Genomic DNA, 23,973 nt, shown 5'->3' with positions numbered 1-23,973 from the left:
AAGCCAATACTGATCAGTGCAGCTCGAAGGTATCCGCATCCAGGTTCGCCGGGAAGCGCGTGCGGTACGCCGCCAGCTCCGCCGCGCGCAGCACCACGGTAAACACGCCGTCCGCTTCGCCCGCGCTCAACAGGCTCTCGCCCTGGAAATCCAGCACCTGGCTGTCCCCCGAATAAGCGAAGCCCTTGCCATCGGTACCGACCCGATTCACCGCCGCCACAAAGCACAGGTTCTCGATCGCCCGCGCGGGCAGCAGTCGGTTCCAGTGCATCCGTCGCGCCGCCGGCCAGTTCGCCGTGTACAGCAGCAGATCGGTGTCCTGGGCATCGCGGCTCCACACCGGGAAGCGCAGGTCGTAGCAGATCAACGGACGGATCCGCCACCCCTTGAGCTCGAACTGTACTTGCCGCTCGCCCGGCGTGTAATGGTTGTGCTCACCGGCCATGCGGAACAGATGGCGCTTGTCGTAATGCAGCACCTCGCCATCCGGGCGCGCCCACAACAGGCGGTTGCGGTGGCTGCCATCCGCCGCCTGGACGATCACACTGCCGGTAACCACTGCAGCGAGCTTCTTCGCCTGAGCCTTGAGCCATTTGTAGGTCGGGCCATTCTCAGGCTCGGCCAGGGCCTCGGACTCCATCGAGAAACCGGTAGTGAACATTTCCGGGAGAATCACCAGGTCGACCTCGCCAAGCGCCTTGAGCAACTCTTCGAAGTGCGCATAGTTGGCCTCACGGTCGTGCCAGGCCAGAGTGGTCTGGACCAGGGCAACCCTCAGGTTGGGCAGTTCGCTCAGATCGCGCATAGTTTCTCCGCTGCCTGACGCAGCGTCTCCTCACGTTTGGCAAAGCACAGGCGCACCAGGCGTTGCTCGGGGATGGGCCGCTGGTAGAACACCGACACCGGAATACTCGCCACACCGTGCTCACGGGTCAGCCACAGGGCCATGTCGACGTCGTTCAGGTCGGGGCGGATCTGGGCGTAGTCCACCAGCTGGAAGTAGGTACCGGGCGTAGGCGTGAAGCTGAAACGCGACCCCTGCAGCAGGCCACAGAACAGGTCACGCTTGGCCTGGTAGAAGCTCGGCAACTGCTCGGTATGCTCGGGGTGTTCGGCCATGAAGTCGGCCAGCGCACACTGCAAAGGCGTCACACCGCAAAAGTTGACGTACTGATGGACCTTGCGCAGCTCGGCGCTGAGCGCTGGCGGGGCGATCACGTAGCCGGTTTTCCAACCGGTGACGTGGTAGGTCTTGCCAAACGAGCTGATGACGAACGCGCGCGCATAGAGCTGTTCGTGGGCAAGCACGCTGGCATGGCGCACGCCATCGTAGATCAGGTGCTCATAAACTTCGTCGCTGACCAGGTAGATATCGCGTTCGGCGATCAACCGCGCCAGTTGGTCAAGGTCGTCGCGGCTGATCAAGGCACCGCTGGGGTTGTGCGGCGAATTGAGGATGACCATGCGCGTGCGCGGGCTGAGGGCGTCGCTGAACTTCTGCCAGTCGATGGCAAAGTCGCCGTCGCTCAACTGGACATGCACGCAGCGGCCACCGGCCAGCTCAACCGAAGGCTCGTAGCTGTCGTAGCAGGGGTCGAAGACGATCACTTCATCGCCCGCCTGGACCACTGCCTGAATCGCGCAGAAGATCGCCTCGGTGGCACCCGGGGTGATGGTCACTTCCTGATCGGCATCCACCTCAACCCCATACTGGCGGGCGACCTTTGCCGCCACCTGCTGGCGCAGAGCCGGCAGGCCGGTCATTGGCGCGTACTGGTTATGCCCGGCGGCCACATGCCGGCCAACCGCATCGAGCAGTGCCTGCGGGCCGTTGAAGTCAGGGAAGCCTTGGGACAGGTTCAGCGCGCCGGTTTGCACCGCCAGCTGCGACATGGTGGTAAAGATGGTCGTGCCGACATTCGGCAGTTTGCTGCGAATCATGGAGCCCTCTTTCCTGGGGTGTATCCGGCACGGGATGGAGTCCGAGCATAGCGGATCGAGCAGTCAGGAAAAAGGTTGAAACAATAGGGGCATTTGCGCAGGGTCAATGTGACCGCTGCCAGAAGAGGCCGCATCAGACTCAGGGCATGCGCTGTGTCTGTGGGAGAGGCCTCGTGTCGCGAAAGGGCCGCAGCGCGGCCCCATTTACCCGGTCGAAGCCTAGCGCTTGTCTTTGCGCTTCTTCTCGGCCTTCTTGTGGTGCGACATCAAGCGGCGCTTCTTGTTGACCTGGCGGTCGGTGAGGGTGTTCTTGTTACCCTCGTAAGGGTTTTCGCCACCCTTGTACTCGATGCGGATCGGCGTACCGACCAGCTTCAATACCCGGCGATAGGTGTTTTCCAGGTAGCGCGAGTAAGACCGCGGGATCTTGTCGGTCTGGTTGCCGTGAATGACGATCAGCGGCGGGTTGGCGCCACCCAGGTGAGCGTAACGCAGCTTGATCCGACGACCGTTGACCAACGGCGGCTGGTGCTCGCTGATGGCATCTTCGAGGATCTGCGTCAGGCGGCTGGTCGGCCAGCGGGTGACCGCCGACTTGAACGCAGCCTGTACCGACTTGTACAGGTTGCCCACGCCCGTGCCATGCAGCGCGGAAATGAAGTGGATGTCGGCGAAGTCGACGAAGAACAGCCGGCGCTCCAGCTCGGTCTTGACGTAGTCACGCTCGCCAGGCTCCATGCCATCCCACTTGTTCAGGGCAATGACGATGGCGCGGCCGGCTTCGAGGGCGAAGCCGAGCAGGTTCAGGTCATGGTCGACCACACCTTCGCGGGCGTCCATGACAAAGATCACCACGTTGGCGTCCTTGATCGCCTGCAGCGTCTTGACCACCGAGAACTTTTCGACTTCCTCGTGGATCTTGCCGCGCTTGCGCACCCCGGCGGTGTCGATGAAGGTGTACTTGTCACCATCACGCTCGAACGGGATGTAGATACTGTCACGGGTGGTGCCCGGCTCGTCGTAGACCACCACACGCTCTTCGCCGAGCATGCGGTTGACCAGGGTCGACTTGCCGACGTTGGGGCGACCGATGATGGCGATCTTGATGCCATCTTTCTCGCTCGGACCCGGAATCCGTACGGCTTCCTGGCCTTCGGCAACTTCCTGGTCGAGGGCTTCTTCTTCCTGGTCGCGCGGGATGTGCCCGAGCACTTCTTCCATCAGCGCGTTGATGCCACGGCCCTGGGAGCCTGCCACCGGAATCGCGTTACCCATGCCCAGCGGCGAGAACTCGGCGCGGGCCAGGTCTGGGTCGATGTGGTCGATCTTGTTGGCGACGAGGATCGCCGACTTGTTTCGCTTGCGCAGGTGATCGGCGATCATCTGGTCAGCGGCGGTCATGCCGGCGCGGGCGTCGACCAGGAACAGCACGTAGTCGGCTTCCTCGATGGCCATCAGCGACTGCTCGGCCATCTTCTCGTCCATGCCGACTTCGTCACCGGTGATACCGCCGGTGTCGACCAGGATGAACGAACGACCCTGCCAGGTGGCATCGCCGTACTGGCGGTCACGGGTCAGGCCCGACAAGTCGCCAACAATGGCGTCACGGGTTTTGGTCAAGCGGTTGAACATGGTGGACTTGCCGACATTCGGCCGCCCCACCAGGGCGATTACGGGAACCATACGGCTCTCCACTCTTGAATTCTCGAAAATGCAAAGGCCGCTGCAGAGCAGCGGCCGGAGTTCGCGCGGCGCATCGTGCGCCGCAACTCGAGGCCCGCAGGCCTCAAGCATAGCTTCAGCGGATAGTCAGTGCCTCGAGCTTGCCGCTGTTGCCGAAGACATAAATGGTGTCGCCGACCACCAGAGGGCGGGCGCGCAGGCCATCACTGTCGATACGCTCACGGCCGACAAAGCGACCATCGACCTGGCTCAGCAGGTGCAGGTAACCTTCGAAGTCACCGACAGCCACGTAGCTGGAGAACACTTCCGGGGCCGACAGCTGACGGCGAGCCATGGAATCATTGCTCCACAGGGCGCTGGACGAACGCTCGTCGACGCCTTCGACTGTACCCGAAGCCTCGCTGACGTAGACGTTGCCGAAGCCCTGGGCGACACCCACGTAGCTGGAAGCATCACGCTGCCACAGCACGCGGCCGCTTTCCAGGTCCAGGCCCGCGACGCGGCCCTGGTAGGTGCTGACGTACAGGGTACCACCAGACAGCAGCAAGCCGCCGTCGATATCCACTACACGGTCCAATTCCGAACGGCCCTGTGGGATGGCCACACGGCTTTCCCACACCGGGATGCCGCTCTGGGTGTCAACGGCGATGACCTTGCCAGTCGACAGGCCGGCGATGGCCAGGCGATTGGTCACGATCGGCGCACCGGTGCCACGCAGGGTCAGTACAGCCGGGGTGTTTTCGTAGATCCAGCGGCGATCACCGGTCGCGGCATCGAGGCCGATCACGCGGTCGTCCTGGGTCTGCACCACCACCACGTCACCGTTGGTGGCAGGCGGCGCCAGCACTTCACTGGTAACGCGGGAGCGCCAGCGCTCCTCACCGGTGCTGCTGTCCAAGGCAATCACTTCACCCTTGAGGGTGCCGAGCATGACCAGGCCATAGCCCACACCGACCGCGCCGGAAACCGGCAGGTCGAGGTCCTTCTTCCACACCACGTCGCCGTTGATGCGGTCCAGGGCGAAGACTTCACCAGTGACGTCGGCGGCATAGATGCGGTCGTTCTCGATCGCCGGTACCAGGGTATTGTACGAATCACCCTGGCCGTCACCGATCGAACGGCTCCACTGCTTCTTCAGCACCACTTCTTCGGTGAACTTGGTCAGCTCGGCCGGAGGCAGTTCCTTCTTGCTGTTGCTGCTGCAACCCGCGGCCAGTACGGCCAGGGTCAGCACTGCTGCTTGTTTCCAACCGATCACGTCAAGCGTCCCCTTTGGCCAGGTCATCCAGCTTCAGTTGCAGGCCACCGACCGCTGCTTCATCCGACAGCGCGGCCTTGGCTTTTTCGTATGCACTATGCGCATCACCGGCGCGACCCAACTGAACCAGCAGATCGCCCTTGAGTTCTTCACGGCTGGCCTGGAACGACTTGTCGGCATCGCCATCGAGCAGCTTGAGCGCCTCGTCGGCCTTGTCCTGGGCAGCCAGGACACGGGCCAGACGCTGGCGCGCGATCTCACCGAGGGTGACATCGGCCGGTTTGTCCATCACGCTCTTGAGCTCGTTGGCGGCGTCGTCCAGCTTGCCGCTGTCGACCGCAACCTTGGCCACGAACAGGCTGCCGTACTGGGCGTAGGCGGTGCCTGCAAACTCGCTCTTGAGCTTGCCGGACAACTCCGCAACCTTGGCCGCATCAGGCTCGCCGGTCGGCGTCAGGGTAGTTTCCAGCAGGTTCTGGTACAGCACAGAAGCGCCTTGCGACTGGTTGCTCTGGTACTTGTGCCAAGCCTGCCAGCCCATTACCAGGGCAGCAGCCAGCAGGGCGCCGGTCAGCAGCGGCTTGCCGTTGCGGTCCCACCAGTCCTTGGCCGCACTCAGGCCATCATCATCAGTACTCGACACCCCAATACTCCTATTCAGCAATTCGGCTGGTTGACCGCTTCACGCGTGTGCGAGAGCAGTTTGCAGATGCTCGGCCAGAGCATCCCAGGCAATGTTCTGTTGTTCGCCCTGGCCACGCAGGGGCTTGAAACCTACCACTTGTTGCGCCAACTCGTCGTCCCCCATGATCAGGGCGAACAGCGCCCCGCTCTTGTCGGCCTTCTTGAATTGGCTCTTGAAGCTGCCGCCACCGGCGTTGACCGCCAGGCGCAGGCCCGGCACGTGATCGCGCAGGCTTTCGGACAGTTTCAGTGCGGCCAGTTCGGCCTGCTCGCCGAAGGCGCACAGGTAGACGTCGATCTGCCGGCTGATCGACTCAGGCACCTTGTCCAGGGTCTCCAGCAGCAGGATCAGGCGTTCGATGCCCATGGCAAAACCGACGCCCGGGGTCGGCTTACCGCCCATCTGTTCAACCAGGCCGTCGTAACGACCACCCGCGCAGACAGTACCCTGGGCACCGAGCTTGTCGGTGACCCACTCGAATACGGTCTTGCTGTAGTAGTCCAGGCCGCGCACCAGCTTGGTGTTGAGCACGAACGGAATGCCCGCGGCGTCCAGACGGGCCTTGAGCCCCTCGAAGTGCACGCGCGATTCTTCGTCCAGGTAGTCTTCCAGCTTCGGCGCACCGACCAACACCGCCTGGGTGTTCGGGTCCTTGCTGTCGAGGATGCGCAGCGGGTTGCTCTTGAGGCGGCGCTGGCTGTCTTCGTCAAGTTGCTCGAGGCGCGCCGAGAGAAACTCGACCAGCGCGTCACGGTAACGGGCACGAGCTTCACTGGTGCCCAGGCTGTTGAGTTCGAGCTTGACCGCGTCCTGGATGCCCAACTGGCCCCACAGGCGCCAGGTGAGCATGATCAGCTCGGCGTCGATGTCCGGACCATCGAGGTTGAACACCTCTACGCCGATCTGGTGGAACTGGCGGTAACGGCCTTTCTGCGGGCGTTCGTGGCGGAACATCTGGCCGGTGTACCAGAGCTTCTGCACCTGGCCATTGCCGGTGATGCCATGCTCGAGCACGGCCCGCACGCAGGCAGCAGTGCCCTCGGGACGCAAGGTCAGCGAATCACCGTTGCGGTCGTCGAAGGTGTACATCTCTTTCTCGACGATGTCGGTGACTTCACCAATCGAGCGCTTGAACAGCTCGGTGAACTCGACGATCGGCGTACGGATCTGGCTATAGCCGTAGCCGTCCAGCAGGCTGGCCACGGTGCCTTCGAAGTACCGCCACAGCGGCGATTGCTCCGGCAGGATGTCGTTCATGCCACGAATGGCTTGCAGCGATTTGCTCACGAAAAGTCCTTACCAATCTGTGTTTCAGCTACGGGCGATCAGCGCCGCGTCAGCCTCGACCTTTTCGGCCGCTTTCTGACGGATGAGCCGTTCCAGCTCATCGACCAGGTTGTCATTGTTCAGCTTCTGCGCCGGCTTGCCGTCGATGTAGATCAGGTTCGGCGTACCGCCGGTGAGGCCGACATGGGCCTCCTTGGCTTCACCCGGGCCGTTGACCACGCAACCGATCACGGCCACATCCAACGGTACCAGCAGGTCTTCCAGGCGCCCTTCCAGCTCGTTCATGGTCTTGACCACATCGAAGTTCTGCCGCGAGCAGCTCGGGCAGGCGATGAAGTTGATCCCACGCGAGCGCAGACGCAGCGACTTGAGGATGTCGTAACCAACCCGCACTTCTTCGACCGGGTCAGCCGCCAGCGAAATACGAATCGTATCGCCAATGCCTTCGGCCAGCAGCATACCGATGCCGACGGCGGATTTCACTGTCCCTGAACGCAGGCCACCGGCTTCGGTGATACCCAGGTGCAGCGGCTGCACGATCTGCTTGGCGAGCAAGCGGTAGGCTTCGACGGCCATGAACACGTCAGAGGCCTTGACGCTGACCTTGAAGTCCTGGAAATCCAGGCGATCGAGGTGCTCGACATGGCGCATCGCCGACTCGACCAGCGCTGCCGGGGTCGGTTCGCCGTACTTCTTCTGCAGGTCTTTTTCCAGGGAACCGGCGTTGACCCCGATACGGATCGGGATGCCACGATCGCGGGCGGCATCGACCACCGCACGCACGCGGTCTTCGCGGCCGATATTGCCCGGGTTGATGCGCAGGCAGTCGACGCCCAGTTCGGCCACGCGCAAAGCAATCTTGTAGTCGAAATGAATGTCGGCGACCAGCGGTACGCTGACCTGCTGCTTGATCCGCCCGAACGCTTCGGCGGCGTCCATGTCTGGTACCGAGACGCGAACGATGTCGACGCCGGCGTCGACCAGGCGCTGGATCTGCCCGACCGTGGCGGCGACGTCATTGGTGTCGGTGTTGGTCATGCTCTGCACCGCGATGGGCGCATCGCCACCCACCGGCACATTGCCGACCCAGATCTTGCGGGATTCGCGACGTTTGATCGGAGATTCGCCGTGCATGAGTTACTGCCCCAACTTCAGGCGAGCGGTTTCGCCACTAGTGAACGGTGCAACGTCGACGGCCTGGCCGTTGTAGCTGACCTGGGCGCCACGGGCGAAGCCCAGGCGCACCGCGAACGGCGGCTTGCCAGTCAGTTCCAGGCTGTCACCCTTGCGTTTGACGGCGCTGAACAGCACCTTGCCGCTGCCATCGGAGACCTGGGTCCAGCAATCGGCGGTAAATTGGATCGCGATCTTGGCGCTGCCGGCTGCAACCGTTTCGCTGGCGGCCGGTGGGGCGGTTGCACTGGCAGGCACGCTGGCGGCTGCGGCTGGCGCAACGGGTGCGGCAGGCACGGCGGCAGTCGGCGCCGGTATGGCAGCGGCAGTGGCAGGCGCAGTCGGCGCCGGGGCAGTGTTGGTGGCGGCTGGCGCGGTGGCGGCTGGCGCCTCTTCATTGGCCGAACCGCTGGTCTCGCCAGTCGGCGCCTGGTCGAGCGGCAGCGGCGCCGATTCAGGCTGTTGTCCTACGCTGACGGCCTGGTCTTCAGGCTCGTCCAGCGGGTGGATCTGGGTCGTGCCGTCGGCGCTTTCGACTTCGACATGTTCCAGAGCCATCTTCGCCAGGTCAGCGCCAGGCAGGTTGCTTTGGTCTTTCCACCAGAAGAAGCCCCCGCCAATCACGGCCACCAGCAATACCAGGCTCACCACCCGCATCACATTGTGCGAGAGGCGCACCGGTTCTTCGATCCGCCCCAGCGAATGCACCTCGCTGCCCTGCGCATGGGTGCCGGTGAACTGGTCGAAGGCTGCCACCAGTGGCGCCTGGTCCATGTCCATCAGCTTGGCGTAGGCACGGATGTAACCACGGGCGAAGGTGTGCCCTGGCAGCTTGTCGAAGGCGCCGGATTCGAGGTTGTTCAGCGAACTCAGGGTAAGGTTGAGCTTGCGGGCGACCTCGGCTTGCGACCAGTCGCGGTTTTCACGGGCCTGGCGCAAGACCTCACCGGGGTGCTGGTGAGTCGCTGCTGCTACTTCGGGATGCGCGGCTTTCATCATTGCTCCGACAGGTATTGCTGATATTCCGGCGTACCGGGATAAAGTCGTTGTAGTTGCTGGCCCAGCTCGGCCACCGTCGCCGGCTCGTCGAACACCCGCGCCAGGCGGCTGCCCATCAGCAGGCTGCGGGCATCGTGGTCGCTCAGTTGGCTGAAACGATCGTAGTAATCCCGGGCCGGCACATAATGCCTGTTTTCGTAGGACAACTCAGCCATTTCCAGCAACGCTCTGGGTTGCCGCTGGTTGAGCTGCAAGGCCTTTTCCAGATGTTCACGGGCTTCTGCGCGGCGGCCCTGCTTGAGGGCAGTCAGACCGAGGTTCTCGAACACCCGCGAGCGCTCAGGATACAGGGTATCGCCGGCTGCAAGGCGAAACACCGCTTCGGCCTGGCGAAAACGCCCCTGAGCATATAGGAAACTGCCGTAGTTGTTGCGAATCCGCGTGTCATTGGGCCGCTGAGCGAGTGCTTTGCGAAAGTGCTCATCAGCCAATGCGGGCTCGCTCTGGGCTTGAAACACCAGGGCCAGGGCAGCGTGGGCGTCGGCATCACGGCTGTTCAAGGCCAACGCCTTGACCAGTGGCGCCTTGGCCTGCTCGGTCAAACCTTGTTGCAAATAGCCCAAGCCCAACTGCACGTATGCCCGCCCGGCTTCCACCCTGCCCTGCTGGCTGGCCAGCGGATCACCCGCGCCGCCAGATACGCAGCCGGCCAGCAGCAACAGCGACAGGATCGACAGCGCGGCGCGCAGGGTCATGGCAGGTTCTCGGTCAGTGGCGCGCAGCGCTGTCTTGCTGTTGGACGTCGTCGTTGAGCTGACGCACGGCAATGTAGCGCTCGCTGCGACGGGTGCGGTCCATGACCTGGCCGACCAGCTGACCACACGCAGCGTCGATGTCTTCGCCACGGGTAGTACGGGTGGTAACGTTGAAACCACCGTGGTGGAGCAGGTCCTGGAAGCGGCGAATCGCGTTGTTGCTCGGCCGCTCGTAACCGGAATGCGGGAACGGGTTGAACGGGATCAGGTTGATCTTGCACGGTACGTCGCGCAGCAGTTCGATCATCTGCTCGGCGTGTTCCGGCTGGTCGTTGACGTCCTTGAGCAGGGTGTACTCAATGGTCAACACGCGCTTGCCGCCCAGCGTGGACATGTAGCCCATGCACGACTCGAGCAAGACTTTGAGCGGGTACTTCTTGTTGATCGGCACCAGTTTGTTGCGCAGTTCGTCATTCGGCGCGTGCAGCGACAGCGCCAGGGAAACGTCGATGTGCTTGGCCAGTTCGTCGATCATCGGCACCACGCCCGAGGTGGACAGGGTGACGCGACGCTTGGAAATGCCATAGCCCAGATCATCCATCATGATCTTCATGGCGGCGATGACATTGTCGAAATTGAGCAACGGTTCGCCCATGCCCATCATCACCACGTTGGTAATGGCGCGGTCGACTTTGGCCGGGACGGTTCCGAAGGATTTGTTCGCAAGCCACACCTGGCCAATGACTTCGGCGGCGGTGAGGTTGCTATTGAAGCCTTGCTTGCCGGTGGAGCAGAAACTGCAGTCCAGGGCGCAGCCGGCCTGCGACGAAACGCAGAGGGTACCGCGGTCGTCGGTTGGGATGTAGACGGTCTCGACGCAGCTGCCGGAGGCAACGCGGATCACCCATTTACGGGTGCCGTCGGCGGAAATGTCTTCACTGACCACTTCCGGTGGCCGAATCTCGGCAACAGCCTCGAGCTTTTCGCGCAAGACCTTGCCGACATTAGTCATGGCGGCGAAATCATCGACACCAAAATGGTGAATCCATTTCATTACCTGACCGGCACGGAAGCGCTTCTCCCCGATAGAGTCGAAGAACTGTTCCATTTCCGGCTGGGTCAGACCCAACAGGTTGATTTTGCCAGTAGATGTCGTCATGGATTCACCCTCACCCGTAAGCTTTCGCTTAGCGAGTGGTTACCTCGGTAGCAGCGAAGAAGTAAGCGATTTCGCGAGCGGCAGCAGCTTCGGAGTCCGAACCGTGGACGGCGTTGGCGTCGATCGATTCAGCGAAGTCAGCACGGATGGTGCCGGCAGCAGCTTCTTTAGGGTTGGTAGCGCCCATCAGCTCACGGTTCAGAGCGATGGCGTTTTCGCCTTCCAGAACCTGGACAACAACTGGGCCGGAGGTCATGAAGGCAACCAGGTCACCGAAGAAACCGCGCTCGCTGTGCTCAGCGTAGAAGCCTTCGGCTTCGGCTTTGGACAGTTGCTTGATTTTCGAAGCAACGATTTTCAGGCCGGCTTCTTCGAAGCGAGTGGTGATCTTGCCGATGACGTTTTTGGCTACTGCGTCAGGCTTGATGATCGAGAAAGTGCGTTGAACAGCCATGGTAACTCCAGAAAATTGAGTGTTGCGAAAAATTAAACCCGCGAATTATACGCGGGTTCTAGGTGATTGCCTAACCTGCAGTAACGCTCAGTCGGCTTCGTCGATCCAGGCCGCCTGGATGGCTTCCAGCACTTTCTCACCGCCGCGTGACGGATCGTCGCTGAATTCTGGCAGAGCCAGCACCCAACGGTGCAGATCGACGAAATTTACATAACGAGGATCAACGTCCGGCTTGCTTTCTGCAAGCTGGATGGCGATCTCAAGTACATCAACCCATTTCAGATCCATGCCAGCCTCCAGGCTCAGTGCGGCGCTTCGGCGGCGTGGTTGAGGGAATACTTGGGAATTTCGATGGTCAGGTCTTCGTCACCGACTACCACCTGACAGCCCAGGCGCGACTGCGCTTCCAGGCCCCAGGCCTTGTCCAGCATGTCCTCTTCGAGCTCGTCGGCTTCTTCCAGCGAGTCGAAACCTTTGCGAACGACGCAGTGGCAGGTGGTGCAGGCCTTGACGCCACCGCAGGCGCTTTCCATCTCGATGTGATGGTCGTGGGCCAGCTCCAGGATGTTGGTGCCTTTGGGCACGTCCACCTCAAGCCCTTCAGGGCAGAATTTCTCGTGCGGCAGGAATGTCACCAGCGGCATCGGTTACTCCTCGATCTCATTCAGATTGCGCCCGGCCAGTGCGGCTTTGACCGTCGAATCAAGGCGACGGGCGGCAAATGCATCGGTCACCTGCGACAGACGCTTGGTCTGTTGCTCGATGGCGGGGCCATCGGTGCCGGCCAGCAAATCACGTAGTTGTTGCATCTGGAAGGCAATCGCCTCGCGCTCTTCGGCGCTCAGCAGACGTTCGCCATCGGCATCCAGTGCGCCCTGCACCGCTTCGAGCAGGCGTTCGCCGTCGACCTGGTGCTCACGCAGCTGGCGTGCCCGTTTATCGGTACCAGCATGCTCGAAGGAGTCCTTGAGCATGCGCGCAATCTCACCGTCGGTCAGACCGTACGACGGCTTGACCTGAATGCTCGATTCCACGCCCGAACCCAGCTCGCGGGCAGCGACACTGAGCAGGCCATCGGCGTCAACCTGGAAGGTCACGCGGATTTTCGCTGCACCGGCGACCATCGCCGGGATGCCGCGCAGTTCGAAGCGTGCCAACGAGCGGCAGTCGCTGATCAGCTCGCGCTCACCCTGCAGGACATGGATCATCATGGCCGACTGGCCATCTTTGTAGGTGGTGAACTCCTGGGCACGGGCCACCGGAATGGTGGTGTTGCGCGGGATCACCTTTTCCATCAGGCCGCCCATGGTCTCAAGACCGAGCGACAGTGGAATGACGTCCAGCAGCAGCAGTTCGCCGCCTTCACGACGGTTGCCGGCCAGAGTATCGGCCTGGATCGCGGCGCCAATGGCCACTACCTGATCCGGATCGATCGAGGTCAGCGGCGCACGCCCAAACAGCGTGCCGACTGCTTCGCGAACACGCGGCACACGGGTCGAGCCACCGACCATGACCACCGCCGCCACCTCTTCCAGCTCGACGCCGCTGTCACGCACGGCGCGACGGCAGGCCTTGAGGCTACGGGCAATCATCGGTTCGATCATGGCTTCGAACGCTGCGCGGCTCAGCTCGCCCCGCCAGTCACCATGCTGCACGCTGACTGCATCGGCGTCAGTCAGGGCTTCCTTGGCGGCGCAGGCGGTTTGCAGCAGCAAGCGCTGGGTGGCCGGGTCGAGATCGGCAGACAAGCCCGCCTGCTCGATGATCCAGCTGGCGATGGCGTGATCGAAATCATCGCCACCCAGCGCAGTGTCACCACCGGTGGCCAGCACTTCGAACACGCCTGCGGTCAGGCGCAGGATGGAGATATCGAAGGTACCGCCACCCAGGTCGAAGATCGCCACCACGCCTTCGGCGTTCTGGTCCAGGCCGTAGGCAACGGCAGCTGCGGTCGGCTCGTTGAGCAGACGCAGGACGTTGAGACCGGCCAGTTTGGCGGCATCTTTAGTGGCTTGGCGTTGGGCATCATCGAAGTAGGCCGGGACGGTGATCACCGCACCGACCAACTCACCACCGAGGGTCTCCTCGGCGCGCTGACGCAGCACCTTGAGGATGTCGGCAGAGACTTCCACCGGGCTTTTCGGGCCCTGGACAGTCTCGATGAACGGCATGTGCGACTCGCCGCCGACAAAGCGGTACGGCAGTTGCTCGCCCAGCTGTTTGACGTCAGCCAGGCCACGCCCCATCAGGCGCTTGACCGAAAGAATGGTGTTCAGTGGATCACTGGACGCCGCTTCGCGGGCCACTTGGCCGACTTCGATGGTGCCATCGAGGTAGCGCACCGCGGACGGCAGGATGACATTGCCCTGAACATCGGGCAGCGGCTCGCTGCGGCCGCTGCGCAAGGCGGCAACCAGAGAATTGGTGGTGCCCAGGTCGATCCCCACGGCCAGGCGGCGCTGGTGCGGCTGGGGGCTCTGACCGGGTTCGGCGATCTGCAGTAGGGCCATGCTTATCTAGATACCTTAGGCGTCATCACGGGCAACGCCGGGTTAATCGTCGAGGCGCTCTTCCAACTGGCGCACTTCTTGGGCGAGCTTGTCGAGGAACTGCATGCGGCGCATCAGGCGTTCAGCCTGTTCACGCTGGGCAGGGTCGTTCCAGCAGGCGGCGAAATCCTCGTTCAGCGTGTCCTGGGCGACCTTGAGGCGCTTCTTGAACACGCCGACCGCATCGATATCGGCCAACTCTTCAAGCTCTTCGCGCAGCTCCATCTGCTGCAACAGGAAGTCCGGGTCATGCACGGTGACTTCCTGCGGCACTTCGTGGCCACTGATGGCCAGCAGGTAACGGGCGCGCCGCGGGGCGCTGCGCAAGGTCTGGTAGGCGTCGTTCAGCGCTGCCGAGTTTTCCAGGGCAATACGCTGCTCGCGCTCGGAGGCATCGGCGAAACGGTCGGGATGGACCTCGCGGGCCAGTTCGCGGTAGCGAACGGCCAGCTTGTCGAGGTCCAGGCGAAAGCCCGGCTGGAGGTCAAACAGAGCGAAATGGCAAGGAGTACCCACGTCAAGCCTCAGACATTGAAGCTTTCGCCGCAGCCACATTCACCGCGCACGTTGGGGTTGTTGAACTTGAAGCCTTCGTTCAACCCTTCCTTGACGAAGTCCAGTTCGGTGCCGTCGAGGTAGACCAGGCTTTTCGGGTCAATGATGACCTTCACGCCGTGATTCTCGAACACCTGGTCTTCGCCTGCCACTTCGTCGACGAACTCCAGCACGTAGGCCAGACCCGAGCAGCCAGTGGTGCGCACGGCCAGGCGGATGCCTTCACCCTTGCCACGCCCGTCGAGGGAACGCCGCACGTGGTTGGCGGCGGCTTCTGTCATGCTGATAGCCATCTGAACTCCTTACCTTTGCGTCAAGCGACTCAGACCAAGCCCTTTTTCTGCTTGTAGTCGCGCACGGCCGCCTTGATGGCGTCCTCGGCGAGTACCGAGCAGTGGATCTTGACCGGTGGCAGCGCGAGCTCTTCAGCCAGCTGGGTGTTCTTGATGGTTTCGGCTTCGTCCAGGGTCTTGCCCTTCATCCACTCGGTGGCGAGGGAGCTGGAAGCGATGGCCGAACCGCAGCCGTAGGTCTTGAACTTGGCGTCTTCGATAACGCCCTGCTCGTTGACCTTGATCTGCAGACGCATCACGTCACCGCAGGCCGGGGCGCCAACCATGCCGGTGCCGACATCCGGATCGTCAGCATTCATCTTGCCGACGTTGCGCGGGTTTTCGTAGTGGTCGATGACCTTTTCACTGTATGCCATGGTGCAATTCCTTCCTCATCAGGGAGCCGCTCTTGCCGGCGACTGCTTAGTGGGCGGCCCACTCGATCTTGGAGATATCGACGCCGTCTTTGTACATGTCCCACAGCGGCGAGAGCTCACGCAGCTTGTTAACCGCCTCGCAGACTTTCTGCGCGGCGTAGTCGACTTCTTCTTCGCTGGTAAACCGACCGAAGGAGAAGCGGATCGAACTGTGTGCCAGCTCGTCGTTACGGCCCAGAGCGCGCAGTACATACGACGGCTCGAGCGAAGCGGAGGTGCAGGCCGAACCGGACGATACCGCGATGTCTTTGAGCGACATCAGCAGCGACTCGCCTTCAACGTAGTTGAAGCTCAGGTTCAGGTTGTGCGGAACGCGGGCGGTCTGGCTGCCGTTGACGTACAGCTCTTCGAGGTCCGAGACCTGCTTGAAGAAGCGGTCGCTGAGGGCCTTGATGCGCACGTTTTCGCTGGCCATCTCTTGCTTGGCGATGGCGAACGCCTCGCCCATGCCGACGATCTGGTGGGTCGGCAGGGTGCCCGAACGCATGCCGCGCTCATGACCACCGCCGTGAATGATTGCCTCGAGGCGGACCCGCGGCTTGCGGCTGACGTACAGCGCGCCGATGCCTTTGGGGCCGTAGACCTTGTGCGCCGAGAACGACATCAGGTCGACCTTCAGCTTCTGCACATCGATCTCGACCTTGCCGGCCGATTGAGCGGCGTCGACATGGAACAGCACGCCGCGCGAGCGGGTCAGTTCACCGATCGCGGCGATGTCGTTGATCGAGCCGACTTCGTTGTTGACGTGCATCAGCGAGACCAGAATGGTGTCGTCGCGCAGCACCGCCTCGACCATGGCCGGGGTGACGATGCCGTCATCGCCTGGCTCGAGGTAGGTGACTTCGAAACCTTCACGCTCGAGCTGGCGAGCGGTGTCGAGGACCGCCTTGTGCTCGATCTTGGAGGTGATGATGTGCTTGCCCTTGGTCTGATAGAAGTGTGCAACACCCTTCAGCGCCAGGTTGTCGGACTCGGTAGCACCGCTGGTCCAGACGATCTCGCGCGGGTCGGCGTTGATCAGCTCGGCTACCTGGCGACGGCCATTTTCGACCGCTTCTTCGGCGCGCCAGCCGAACACGTGGGAGCGCGACGCCGGGTTACCAAAGTTTCCGTCGACCAGCAGGCAGTCGGCCATTTTCTGGGCAACGCGTGGGTCGACCGGGGTGGTCGCGGAGTAATCGAGGTAGATCGGCAACTTCATTGAGTATCTCCTATCAGGCGGTGGCGTCGCTCGTCGCTACGGTTCAGTCGACGGCGGACGTCTCAATCTTGTCCAACTGGGCGGATCGGCCCGCGACACGGCGCAGGTCCTGACGCTGGGCGACTTCTTGCACCTCACGGCGCATGACCAGGTCGGACAGGCTGATGCCACTGAGGAATTCGTGGATCTGCTGGCTGAGGTCACACCACAAGTGGTGGGTCAGGCAGGTGTCACCGGCATGACAATCTCCCAGGCCCTGGCAGCGGGTAGCATCGACCGATTCATTGACCGCATCGATGACCTGGGCCACCTGGATGGTTTCCATGCTCCGTGACAGCTGATAGCCGCCACCTGGACCGCGCACACTGGAAACCAGGCTGCTGCGGCGCAGCTTGGCGAACAGCTGCTCCAGATAAGAGAGGGAAATGCCCTGGCGCTCGGAAATGTCGGCCAAAGACACCGGCCCATGCTGCGCGTGCAGTGCCAGGTCGAGCATGGCGGTCACGGCGTATCGGCCTTTGGTAGTCAGTCGCATGGCGTATGGGTACCACGGGAGTTACAGGATGTGTGCGAGTATGCAATTCCCGAGCATTTAAGTCAACTATAAGACCTAGTGCTTTAGTCGGGATTGTACTCGGAGGGCGGGCGCGAGTTTAGCAGACCAGGGGCGTGAGCACACGCCCCAGATGACCAAGTGATGTCAATGCGGCTGCGTGTCGCTCTGAGCCGCCTGTTTGACCTCGACGAAATCCTCTTCAGGCAAGGCTGGCAGCGCCTTGCCACAATAGTCGCTACCAAGGTTGGTCAGCGCCCCGCACATGCCTTCCAGACGCTCGTCGACCGCCTGCAGGTGGTCGAGCATCTGGCCGATGGCACGAGCCACCGGATCGGGCATGTCGCCGCTGACACCGTAGGCATCAAAGCCGATCTTCTCGGCCATGGCCTTGCGCTTGGCCTCGACCTCGCTGTCTTCGCTCTTGACGATGATCCGCCCCGGGATGCCGACGGCGGTGGCGCCAGCCGGCACCGCCTTGGTGACCACGGCATTGGAGCCGATCTTGGCCCCGGCACCAACGGTGAACGGCCCCAGCACCTTGGCCCCGGCACCCACCACGACACCATTCTCCAGGGTCGGGTGACGCTTGCCTTTATTCCAGCTGGTACCACCCAGGGTCACCCCCTGATAGAGGGTGACGTCATCTCCGATCTCGGCAGTCTCGCCAATGACGATACCCATGCCGTGGTCGATAAAAAACCGCCGACCGATGGTGGCTCCCGGGTGAATCTCGATACCGGTCATCCAGCGGCCGAAGTTCGACACCAGCCGCGCCAGCCATTTGAAGTCGCGCCTCCACAGGGCATTGCCGAGGCGGTGCAACCAGATGGCATGCATGCCCGGATAGCAGGTGAGCACCTCGAAGGCGTTACGCGCCGCCGGGTCGCGATGAAACACGCTTTGGATATCTTCACGCAGACGTTCGAACATCGATCAATCCTTCCGCTTATGCGACTCACCCCGGGCAACCTTCTGGGTCTCGGTGAGAATGCCGCGCAATATGCTCATTTCTGTACGTTCGACCGAGCTGCGCCCATACAGACGACGCAGGCGCGCCATCAGGTGCTTGGGCTTGTCGGGGTCGAGGAACGCGATGTCCACCAGGGTCTTTTCCAGGTGGTCATAGAAGCGTTCCATTTCGTCCAGGGTCGCCAGCTCACTGGCATCTACCACTTTCTCGACTTTCGACGGCGCACCCTCGGCAGCCAGCCAGGCCATGCGCACCTCGTAGGCGAGCACCTGGACCGCGGCAGCAAGGTTCAGCGAGCTGAAGTCGGGATTGGAGGGAATGTGCACATGGAAGTGACATCGCTGCAGTTCGTCGTTGGTCAGGCCGGCGTGTTCGCGACCGAACACGAGGGCGACTTCTTCACCCATGCCAGCGCGCTCGACGGCCTTGGCCCCGCATTCGCGCGGATCAAGCATCGGCCACGGCAGGCTGCGATCTCGGGCACTGGTGCCGATCGCCAGACTGCAACCGACCAAGGCTTCTTCGAGCGAAGCGACGACTTCAGCGCCTTCCAGCACGTCATCGGCACCGGAGGCGCGGGCGCTCGCATCGGCGGCAGGGAAGTCCAACGGCTGGACCAGCACCAGGCGCGCCAAGCCCATGTTTTTCAGGGCACGCGCAGCGCCGCCGATGTTGCCGGGGTGGCTGGTATTGACCAGAACAACACGAATATTCTGCAGCAAGGTGTTGTGCTCATAGAGGCGGCTAAAGGGGGGACCGATCTTACAGAACCGACCAGCGTAACGCCACGAATGCGAATGTCACCCTTCTGCTGAGACAGTTTTCTGATAGAATGTGCGGCTTTCTTCTTTAACATCTCCAGGTGAAACGCCCATGCAGCCTATGCTGAATATCGCCCTGCGCGCTGCTCGCAGCGCCAGTGAACTGATTTTCCGCTCCATCGAACGCCTGGATAGCATCAAGGTCGACGAAAAGGACGCCAAGGACTACGTCTCCGAGGTTGACCGCGCTGCCGAGCAGAAAATCGTCGATGCTCTGCGCAAGGCCTATCCAAACCACTCCATCCAGGGTGAAGAGACCGGCCTGCATGCCGGCTCCGGCGAAGAAGGTAAAGACTACCTGTGGATCATCGATCCGCTGGACGGCACTACCAACTTCCTGCGTGGCGTTCCTCACTTCGCGGTCAGCATTGCCTGCAAATACCGTGGTCGCCTGGAACACGCCGTTGTTCTCGACCCAGTCCGCCAGGAAGAATTCACCGCCAGCCGTGGCCGTGGCGCCCAAGTCAACGGCCGCCGCCTGCGCGTCAGCTCGCGCACCAGCCTGGAAGGCGCCCTGCTGGGCACCGGCTTCCCGTTCCGCGACAACCAGATGGCCGACCTGGACAACTACCTGGGTATGTTCCGCGCCCTGACTGGCCAGACCGCCGGCATCCGCCGCGCAGGTTCCGCCAGCCTGGACCTGGCCTATGTTGCCGCTGGCCGCTTCGACGCCTTCTGGGAGTCGGGCCTGTCCGAATGGGACATGGCTGCAGGCGTGCTGCTGGTACAGGAAGCCGGTGGCTTGGTGAGCGACTTCAACGGTGGCCATGACTTCCTCGAGAAGGGTCATATCGTTGCTGGCAACATCAAGTGCTTCAAGGCTGTGCTGACTGCTATTCAGCCGCACGTGCCGCACTCGCTGAAGCGCTAAGGCGTATTTCAGCCACAAAAAAGCACCCTTCGGGGTGCTTTTTTATGGGCGTGGGTTTTGGGTTGTGGGTGGGTTGTGGGGGCTTATCCGTTTGCGGTGGAGACGCTGCCGGCCCCTTCCGCCCTTACGGCGGGTCACTTTTTTTCTTGGAAAAAAGTAACCAAAAACCGCTTGCTCCATCATACGGCCCTTCGCTGCGCTACGGGTTCCCTCGCTCCGGTCTTGCTCCGGGAGGACCGCGCTGTACGGCCCATCCTGGGCCTCAGCGCTTTCCGGCCATCCATGGCCTCCACCTCCCTGCGCAAGACCTCCACTCGGCCTCCTGAAGTCGCTGGCAGATCAAGAGCAAGATCAAGATCAACAGCCAGGGCAACGGCAGGCGAATCGCTGCGCTGTCGCTTTGTTTATTTACCAGCGGATTTGTGGGGTGGCTGGCAGGGCTGCTCCCTGCGATTTGCATTGGCAGTACCGGCCTCTTCGCGGGACAAGCCCGCTCCTACAGGGATTACGCCGAATTCAAAATTTGCGTAATCCCTGTAGGAGCGGGCTTGTCCCGCGAAGAGGCCCGAATATCCACCACACCTGCCACTATCGAAGACAACGCCAGCCCAGACGCCACCCGTAACATCGCGACTTCAGGAGGCCAAGTGGAGATCTTGCGCAGGCAGGTGGAGGCCAAGGATGGCCGGATGCAGGAGCAGGCGGTTTTTGGTTACTCTTTTCCAAGAAAAAAAGTGACCCCCCGTAAGGACGGAAGGGGCCCGAAAAGCCATCACATCAAATGGATAAGCCCACAACAAGACCCGCAAGAAATCCTTACTGCGCCCGACTCAACACCAATTTGCCATTCTCATCCAGCGGAATGGTCGAGCCCGGCTCGTGATCCATCTTCACCTTGCCGACCTTGTCGCCAATCGAATAGGTCACGTTGTAGCCCACAACCTTCTCGCTGAGGTCATGGACTGTATTACAGCGGGTTTGCGTGGTGGTGTAGGTATCACGCTCCTGCATGCCCTCCTGCACCTTGTTACCGGCATAGCCACCACCGACCGCACCAGCCACGGTAGCGATCTTCTTGCCGGTACCACCGCCAACCTGGTTACCCAGCAAACCACCCGCCAAGGCACCGACAACGGTACCGGCGATCTGGTGTTGATCCTTGACCGGCGCCTGGCGCGTCACGGTCACATCCTTGCACACTTCACGCGGGGTCTTCACCTGCTGCTTGATCGGCTGCACATCAGTCACTTCAGCGACATCAGGGCCTTTGTTGACCAAGCTGTAGGTCGCCACAGCACCTCCGGCAGTGACACCGATAGCGCCCAGCACCGCACCCACCAGCATTGATTTATTCACGTGAACCTCCTGATCGTACCGGCGGGTCAGAGCCCGCGCTTCTCCCAGCCTTGGAGCAAAAAAAAAGCCGCGAGTTCAACACTCGCGGCTCTCTTTGCGCCAAACGGCGTAGGACAAGTCCTTACGGACGCTCGTCCACACCCTCAGCCTTGACCGGTGGAATCAGGTCTTCGCTGTTCAGGTTCAGCCAGATCAGCACCACGTTGGCGATGTAGATCGACGAGTAGGTACCGGCCATGACCCCGATGAACAGCGCCAGGGAGAAGCCGAACAGGTTGTCACCGCCAAAGATCAGCAGCGCGGCAATGGCCAGCAAGGTCGATACCGACGTGGCAATGGTCCGCAGCAGCGTCTGGGTGGTCGAGACGTTGATGTTCTCGATCAGCGAAGCCTTGCGCATGACGCGGAAGTTTTCCCGCACCCGGTCAAACACAACGATGGTGTCGTTGAGCGAGTAACCGATGATCGCCAGCACCGCCGCCAGCACCGTCAGGTCGAAGGTGATCTGGAAGAACGACAGGATACCCACGGTCACGACCACGTCGTGGATCAGCGAGATGATCGCACCCACGGCGAACTTCCACTGGAAGCGGAACGCCAGGTAGATCAACACGCCGCCCAGCGCCAGCAGCATGCCCAAGCCACCCTGGTCACGCAGCTCCTCGCCCACCTGCGGGCCGACAAACTCGACGCGCTTGAGGGTTGCCGGGTTGTCGCCGCCAGCCTTCTGCAAGGCTTCAGCGACCTTCGAACCCAGTTGTGGGTCATCACCCGGCATCCGCACGAGCAAGTCGGTGGTAGCACCAAAGCTCTGCACGATGGCCTCGTGGAAGCCGGAGTCGGCCAGCTCGGCACGGACTGACTTGAGATCGGCCGGACGCTCGTAGGTCAGCTCGATGAGCGTACCACCGGTGAAGTCCAGACCAAAGTTCAGGCCCTTCTGCCACCAGCTGAACAACGCCAGGATGGTCAGCAGGACAGTGATGGCGAACGCGACATTGCGCACGCCCATGAAGTTGATGGTTTTCATGGTTATTCCCTCAAACCCACAGCTTCTTGATGTCACGCCCGCCGCAGGTCAGGTTGACCATTGCGCGGGTCACCATGACGGCGGTGAACATCGAGGTGAAAATCCCGAGGGACATGGTAACCGCGAAGCCCTTGACCGGGCCGGTACCCATGGCGAACAGGATACCGCCGACCAGCAGGCTGGTCAGGTTGGCGTCGATGATCGCGGTGTAGGCACGGCTGAAGCCTTCGTGGATGGCGCGCTGTACCGACATGCCGTTTTTCAGTTCCTCGCGAATCCGCGAGAAGATCAGCACGTTGGCGTCGACCGCCATACCCATGGTCAGCACGATACCGGCGATCCCCGGCAAGGTCAGGGTGGCGCCGAGCAGCGACATCAAGGCCAGCAGCAGGATCATGTTGCCGGTCAGGGCGATCGTGGCGATCACGCCGAAGCCACGGTAGATGGCAATGATGAACAGCGAGACAAACAGCATGCCCCACAGGGACGCATCGACACCCTTGGTGATGTTGTCGGCACCCAGGCTTGGACCAATGGTGCGTTCTTCAGCAAAGTACATCGGTGCAGCCAGGCCACCAGCACGCAGCAGCAGGGCCAACTCGGACGACTCGCCCTGGCCATTGAGGCCAGTGATGCGGAACTGGCTGCCCAGCGGCGACTGGATGGTCGCCAGGCTGATGATCTTCTTCTCTTCCTGGAAGCTCTGTACCGCCACTTCCTTCTCGACGCCGTTGACCATCTGCTTGACGTAACGGGTGGTCGGCTTCTGTTCGATGAAGATCACCGCCATGCTGCGCCCGACATTGCTGCGGGTAGCGCGGCTCATCAACTCGCCGCCATGACCATCGAGACGGATATTCACCTGCGGACGGCCATGCTCGTCGAAGCTCGCCTGGGCATCGGTAACCTGGTCACCCGTGATGATCAGGCCACGCTCGACCGGCGCGGAACGGCCGCCGTCACGGAACTCGAAGATCTCGGTGGTCGCGCGCGAGGCACCCGGCTCGGCACCGAAGCGGAACTCAAGGTTGGCAGTCTTGCCGAGAATACGCTTGGCTTCGGCAGTGTCCTGTACGCCTGGCAGCTCGACCACGATGCGGTTGGCACCCTGGCGCTGAACCAGCGGCTCGGCCACACCCAGCTCGTTGACCCGGTTACGCACGGTGGTCAAGTTCTGCTTGATCGAGTATTCGCGGATCTCGGCGACTTTGGCCGGGGTCAGCGCCAGACGCAGCACGGCGAGCTCGTTGCGCTCGGTGGTGGTCAGGTCGAAATCGGAGAAATTCTTGCGGATCAGGCTCTGTGCCTGGTCGCGGGTTGCATCGTCGGAGAAGCCCAGCATGATGCCGCCGTCCTGCTGAGGCAGGCTGCGGTAGCGGATGCGCTCTTTGCGCAGCAGGGTCTTCACTTCACCTTCATAGACCTTCATCCGGGCGCTCATGGCCTTGTCCATGTCCACTTCGAGCAGGAAGTGCACACCACCGGACAGGTCGAGACCCAGTTTCATCGGGCTTGCACCCAGGTTGCGCAGCCATTGCGGGGTGGTCTGGGCCAGGTTCAGGGCCACGACGTAATCATCGCCCAGTGCCTTGCGCACCACATCCTTGGCTGGCAGTTGGTCTTCCTGGTTGGTCAGGCGGATCAGCGCACTGCCCTTTTCGCCCAGGCTACCGCCCTTGACGGTGATACCGGCCTCGGCCAGCGCCTTGCTGACGCGATCGAGATCGGCCTGGTTGACCTGCAGCGCGGAGCTCGCACCGCTGATCTGTACCGCCGGATCATCCGGGTAGAGGTTGGGAGCGGAATAAATGAAACCGATCGCCAGTACCAGCACGATCAGTGCGTATTTCCACAGAGGGTATTTGTTCAGCATCACGCCGCCCGTTCAAGACGCGGGGCGC

25 protein-coding genes are annotated in these 23,973 nt (G+C 61.9%); 1 reads left to right on the top strand and 24 read right to left on the bottom strand.

The features are described 5' to 3' along the window. Positions 1-13: 13 nt before the first annotated feature. The 21 genes from J3B00_RS07015 to trmJ form a co-directional block, all read right to left on the bottom strand. Positions 14-805: an amidohydrolase gene (locus tag J3B00_RS07015; RefSeq protein WP_209865975.1), complete on the bottom strand. Its 792-nt coding sequence runs from the start codon at positions 803-805 to the stop codon at positions 14-16. Next, entirely contained in the window at positions 793-1,941 is a 1,149-nt protein-coding gene (locus J3B00_RS07010) for a pyridoxal phosphate-dependent aminotransferase (protein ID WP_209865972.1), read from the bottom strand. Before J3B00_RS07010 ends, J3B00_RS07015 begins: the two co-directional genes overlap by 13 nt. A gap of 219 nt (positions 1,942-2,160) precedes the next feature. After that, complete coding sequence (der, locus tag J3B00_RS07005; protein WP_209865970.1) at positions 2,161-3,624, bottom strand: ribosome biogenesis GTPase Der; 1,464 nt, start codon at positions 3,622-3,624, stop codon at positions 2,161-2,163. 115 nt (positions 3,625-3,739) lie between these two features. Beyond that, positions 3,740-4,882 (bottom strand): outer membrane protein assembly factor BamB, encoded by a 1,143-nt coding sequence (gene bamB / locus J3B00_RS07000; RefSeq protein WP_209874653.1) that lies wholly within the window; start codon positions 4,880-4,882, stop codon positions 3,740-3,742. Between the two features lies 1 nt (position 4,883). Continuing rightward, positions 4,884-5,525: a tetratricopeptide repeat protein gene (locus J3B00_RS06995; protein WP_209865968.1), complete on the bottom strand. Its 642-nt coding sequence runs from the start codon at positions 5,523-5,525 to the stop codon at positions 4,884-4,886. A gap of 39 nt (positions 5,526-5,564) precedes the next feature. After that, positions 5,565-6,854 carry a histidine--tRNA ligase gene (gene hisS, locus J3B00_RS06990; protein WP_209865966.1) on the bottom strand — a complete coding sequence of 430 codons (1,290 nt, stop codon included), beginning with the start codon at positions 6,852-6,854 and terminating at the stop codon, positions 5,565-5,567. 24 nt (positions 6,855-6,878) lie between these two features. Further along, on the bottom strand, positions 6,879-7,988 hold the full coding sequence (gene ispG, locus J3B00_RS06985) for a flavodoxin-dependent (E)-4-hydroxy-3-methylbut-2-enyl-diphosphate synthase (RefSeq protein ID WP_209865964.1): 1,110 nt from the start codon (positions 7,986-7,988) through the stop codon (positions 6,879-6,881). Positions 7,989-7,991: 3 nt separating this feature from the next. Continuing rightward, a complete protein-coding gene (locus tag J3B00_RS06980) occupies positions 7,992-9,023 on the bottom strand; it encodes a RodZ family helix-turn-helix domain-containing protein (RefSeq protein WP_209865962.1) in 1,032 nt (343 codons plus the stop codon). Further along, positions 9,023-9,781, bottom strand: a complete 759-nt coding sequence (gene pilW / locus J3B00_RS06975; protein WP_209865960.1) for a type IV pilus biogenesis/stability protein PilW — start codon at positions 9,779-9,781, stop codon at positions 9,023-9,025. The genes J3B00_RS06980 and pilW overlap by 1 nt, the downstream gene beginning before the upstream one ends. Before the next feature lie 13 nt (positions 9,782-9,794). Next, entirely contained in the window at positions 9,795-10,940 is a 1,146-nt protein-coding gene (rlmN, locus tag J3B00_RS06970) for a 23S rRNA (adenine(2503)-C(2))-methyltransferase RlmN (protein ID WP_209865957.1), read from the bottom strand. 28 nt (positions 10,941-10,968) lie between these two features. Further along, a complete protein-coding gene (gene ndk / locus J3B00_RS06965; protein WP_012316140.1) occupies positions 10,969-11,394 on the bottom strand; it encodes a nucleoside-diphosphate kinase in 426 nt (141 codons plus the stop codon). Positions 11,395-11,481: 87 nt separating this feature from the next. After that, positions 11,482-11,682 carry a Fe-S cluster assembly protein IscX gene (gene iscX, locus J3B00_RS06960; protein ID WP_209865954.1) on the bottom strand — a complete coding sequence of 67 codons (201 nt, stop codon included), beginning with the start codon at positions 11,680-11,682 and terminating at the stop codon, positions 11,482-11,484. Positions 11,683-11,696: 14 nt separating this feature from the next. Then, positions 11,697-12,038 carry an ISC system 2Fe-2S type ferredoxin gene (fdx, locus tag J3B00_RS06955; RefSeq protein ID WP_209865951.1) on the bottom strand — a complete coding sequence of 114 codons (342 nt, stop codon included), beginning with the start codon at positions 12,036-12,038 and terminating at the stop codon, positions 11,697-11,699. A 3-nt stretch (positions 12,039-12,041) separates the two neighbouring features. After that, entirely contained in the window at positions 12,042-13,904 is a 1,863-nt protein-coding gene (hscA, locus tag J3B00_RS06950) for a Fe-S protein assembly chaperone HscA (RefSeq protein WP_209865949.1), read from the bottom strand. 42 nt (positions 13,905-13,946) lie between these two features. Beyond that, positions 13,947-14,459, bottom strand: coding sequence for a co-chaperone HscB (hscB, locus tag J3B00_RS06945; protein ID WP_209865947.1), 513 nt, complete (start codon positions 14,457-14,459; stop codon positions 13,947-13,949). Positions 14,460-14,467: 8 nt separating this feature from the next. Beyond that, positions 14,468-14,791: an iron-sulfur cluster assembly protein IscA gene (iscA, locus tag J3B00_RS06940; RefSeq protein ID WP_119145642.1), complete on the bottom strand. Its 324-nt coding sequence runs from the start codon at positions 14,789-14,791 to the stop codon at positions 14,468-14,470. A gap of 29 nt (positions 14,792-14,820) precedes the next feature. Continuing rightward, the gene (iscU, locus tag J3B00_RS06935) at positions 14,821-15,207 is read right to left on the bottom strand and encodes a Fe-S cluster assembly scaffold IscU (protein WP_023630637.1); all 387 of its coding nucleotides are present in this window, start codon (positions 15,205-15,207) and stop codon (positions 14,821-14,823) included. Between the two features lie 46 nt (positions 15,208-15,253). Then, positions 15,254-16,468: an IscS subfamily cysteine desulfurase gene (locus J3B00_RS06930; protein ID WP_119145644.1), complete on the bottom strand. Its 1,215-nt coding sequence runs from the start codon at positions 16,466-16,468 to the stop codon at positions 15,254-15,256. 43 nt (positions 16,469-16,511) lie between these two features. Then, positions 16,512-17,003 (bottom strand): Fe-S cluster assembly transcriptional regulator IscR, encoded by a 492-nt coding sequence (gene iscR / locus J3B00_RS06925; RefSeq protein WP_119145646.1) that lies wholly within the window; start codon positions 17,001-17,003, stop codon positions 16,512-16,514. A gap of 165 nt (positions 17,004-17,168) precedes the next feature. Further along, entirely contained in the window at positions 17,169-17,954 is a 786-nt protein-coding gene (gene cysE, locus J3B00_RS06920; protein ID WP_209865944.1) for a serine O-acetyltransferase, read from the bottom strand. Positions 17,955-17,957: 3 nt separating this feature from the next. After that, positions 17,958-18,716, bottom strand: coding sequence for a tRNA (cytosine(32)/uridine(32)-2'-O)-methyltransferase TrmJ (trmJ, locus tag J3B00_RS06915; RefSeq protein WP_209865941.1), 759 nt, complete (start codon positions 18,714-18,716; stop codon positions 17,958-17,960). Between the two features lie 151 nt (positions 18,717-18,867). Here trmJ and suhB point away from each other — a divergent pair, with 151 nt between their 5' ends. Beyond that, entirely contained in the window at positions 18,868-19,686 is an 819-nt protein-coding gene (gene suhB / locus J3B00_RS06910; protein ID WP_209865938.1) for an inositol-phosphate phosphatase, read from the top strand. A gap of 816 nt (positions 19,687-20,502) precedes the next feature. Here the strand turns inward: suhB and J3B00_RS06905 are convergent. The 3 genes from J3B00_RS06905 to secD all read right to left on the bottom strand — a co-directional run bounded on the left by J3B00_RS06905 (position 20,503) and on the right by secD (position 23,945). Continuing rightward, a complete protein-coding gene (locus J3B00_RS06905) occupies positions 20,503-21,042 on the bottom strand; it encodes a glycine zipper 2TM domain-containing protein (protein ID WP_209865935.1) in 540 nt (179 codons plus the stop codon). A 121-nt stretch (positions 21,043-21,163) separates the two neighbouring features. Further along, positions 21,164-22,072 carry a protein translocase subunit SecF gene (gene secF, locus J3B00_RS06900; protein WP_209865932.1) on the bottom strand — a complete coding sequence of 303 codons (909 nt, stop codon included), beginning with the start codon at positions 22,070-22,072 and terminating at the stop codon, positions 21,164-21,166. Between the two features lie 10 nt (positions 22,073-22,082). Continuing rightward, complete coding sequence (secD, locus tag J3B00_RS06895) at positions 22,083-23,945, bottom strand: protein translocase subunit SecD (RefSeq protein ID WP_209865929.1); 1,863 nt, start codon at positions 23,943-23,945, stop codon at positions 22,083-22,085. Positions 23,946-23,973: the final 28 nt, after the last annotated feature.

The organism is Pseudomonas sp. BP8 (genome assembly GCF_017875955.1).
GTDB lineage: Bacteria > Pseudomonadota > Gammaproteobacteria > Pseudomonadales > Pseudomonadaceae > Aquipseudomonas.
This window is presented reverse-complemented; position numbering and strand designations above follow the sequence as displayed.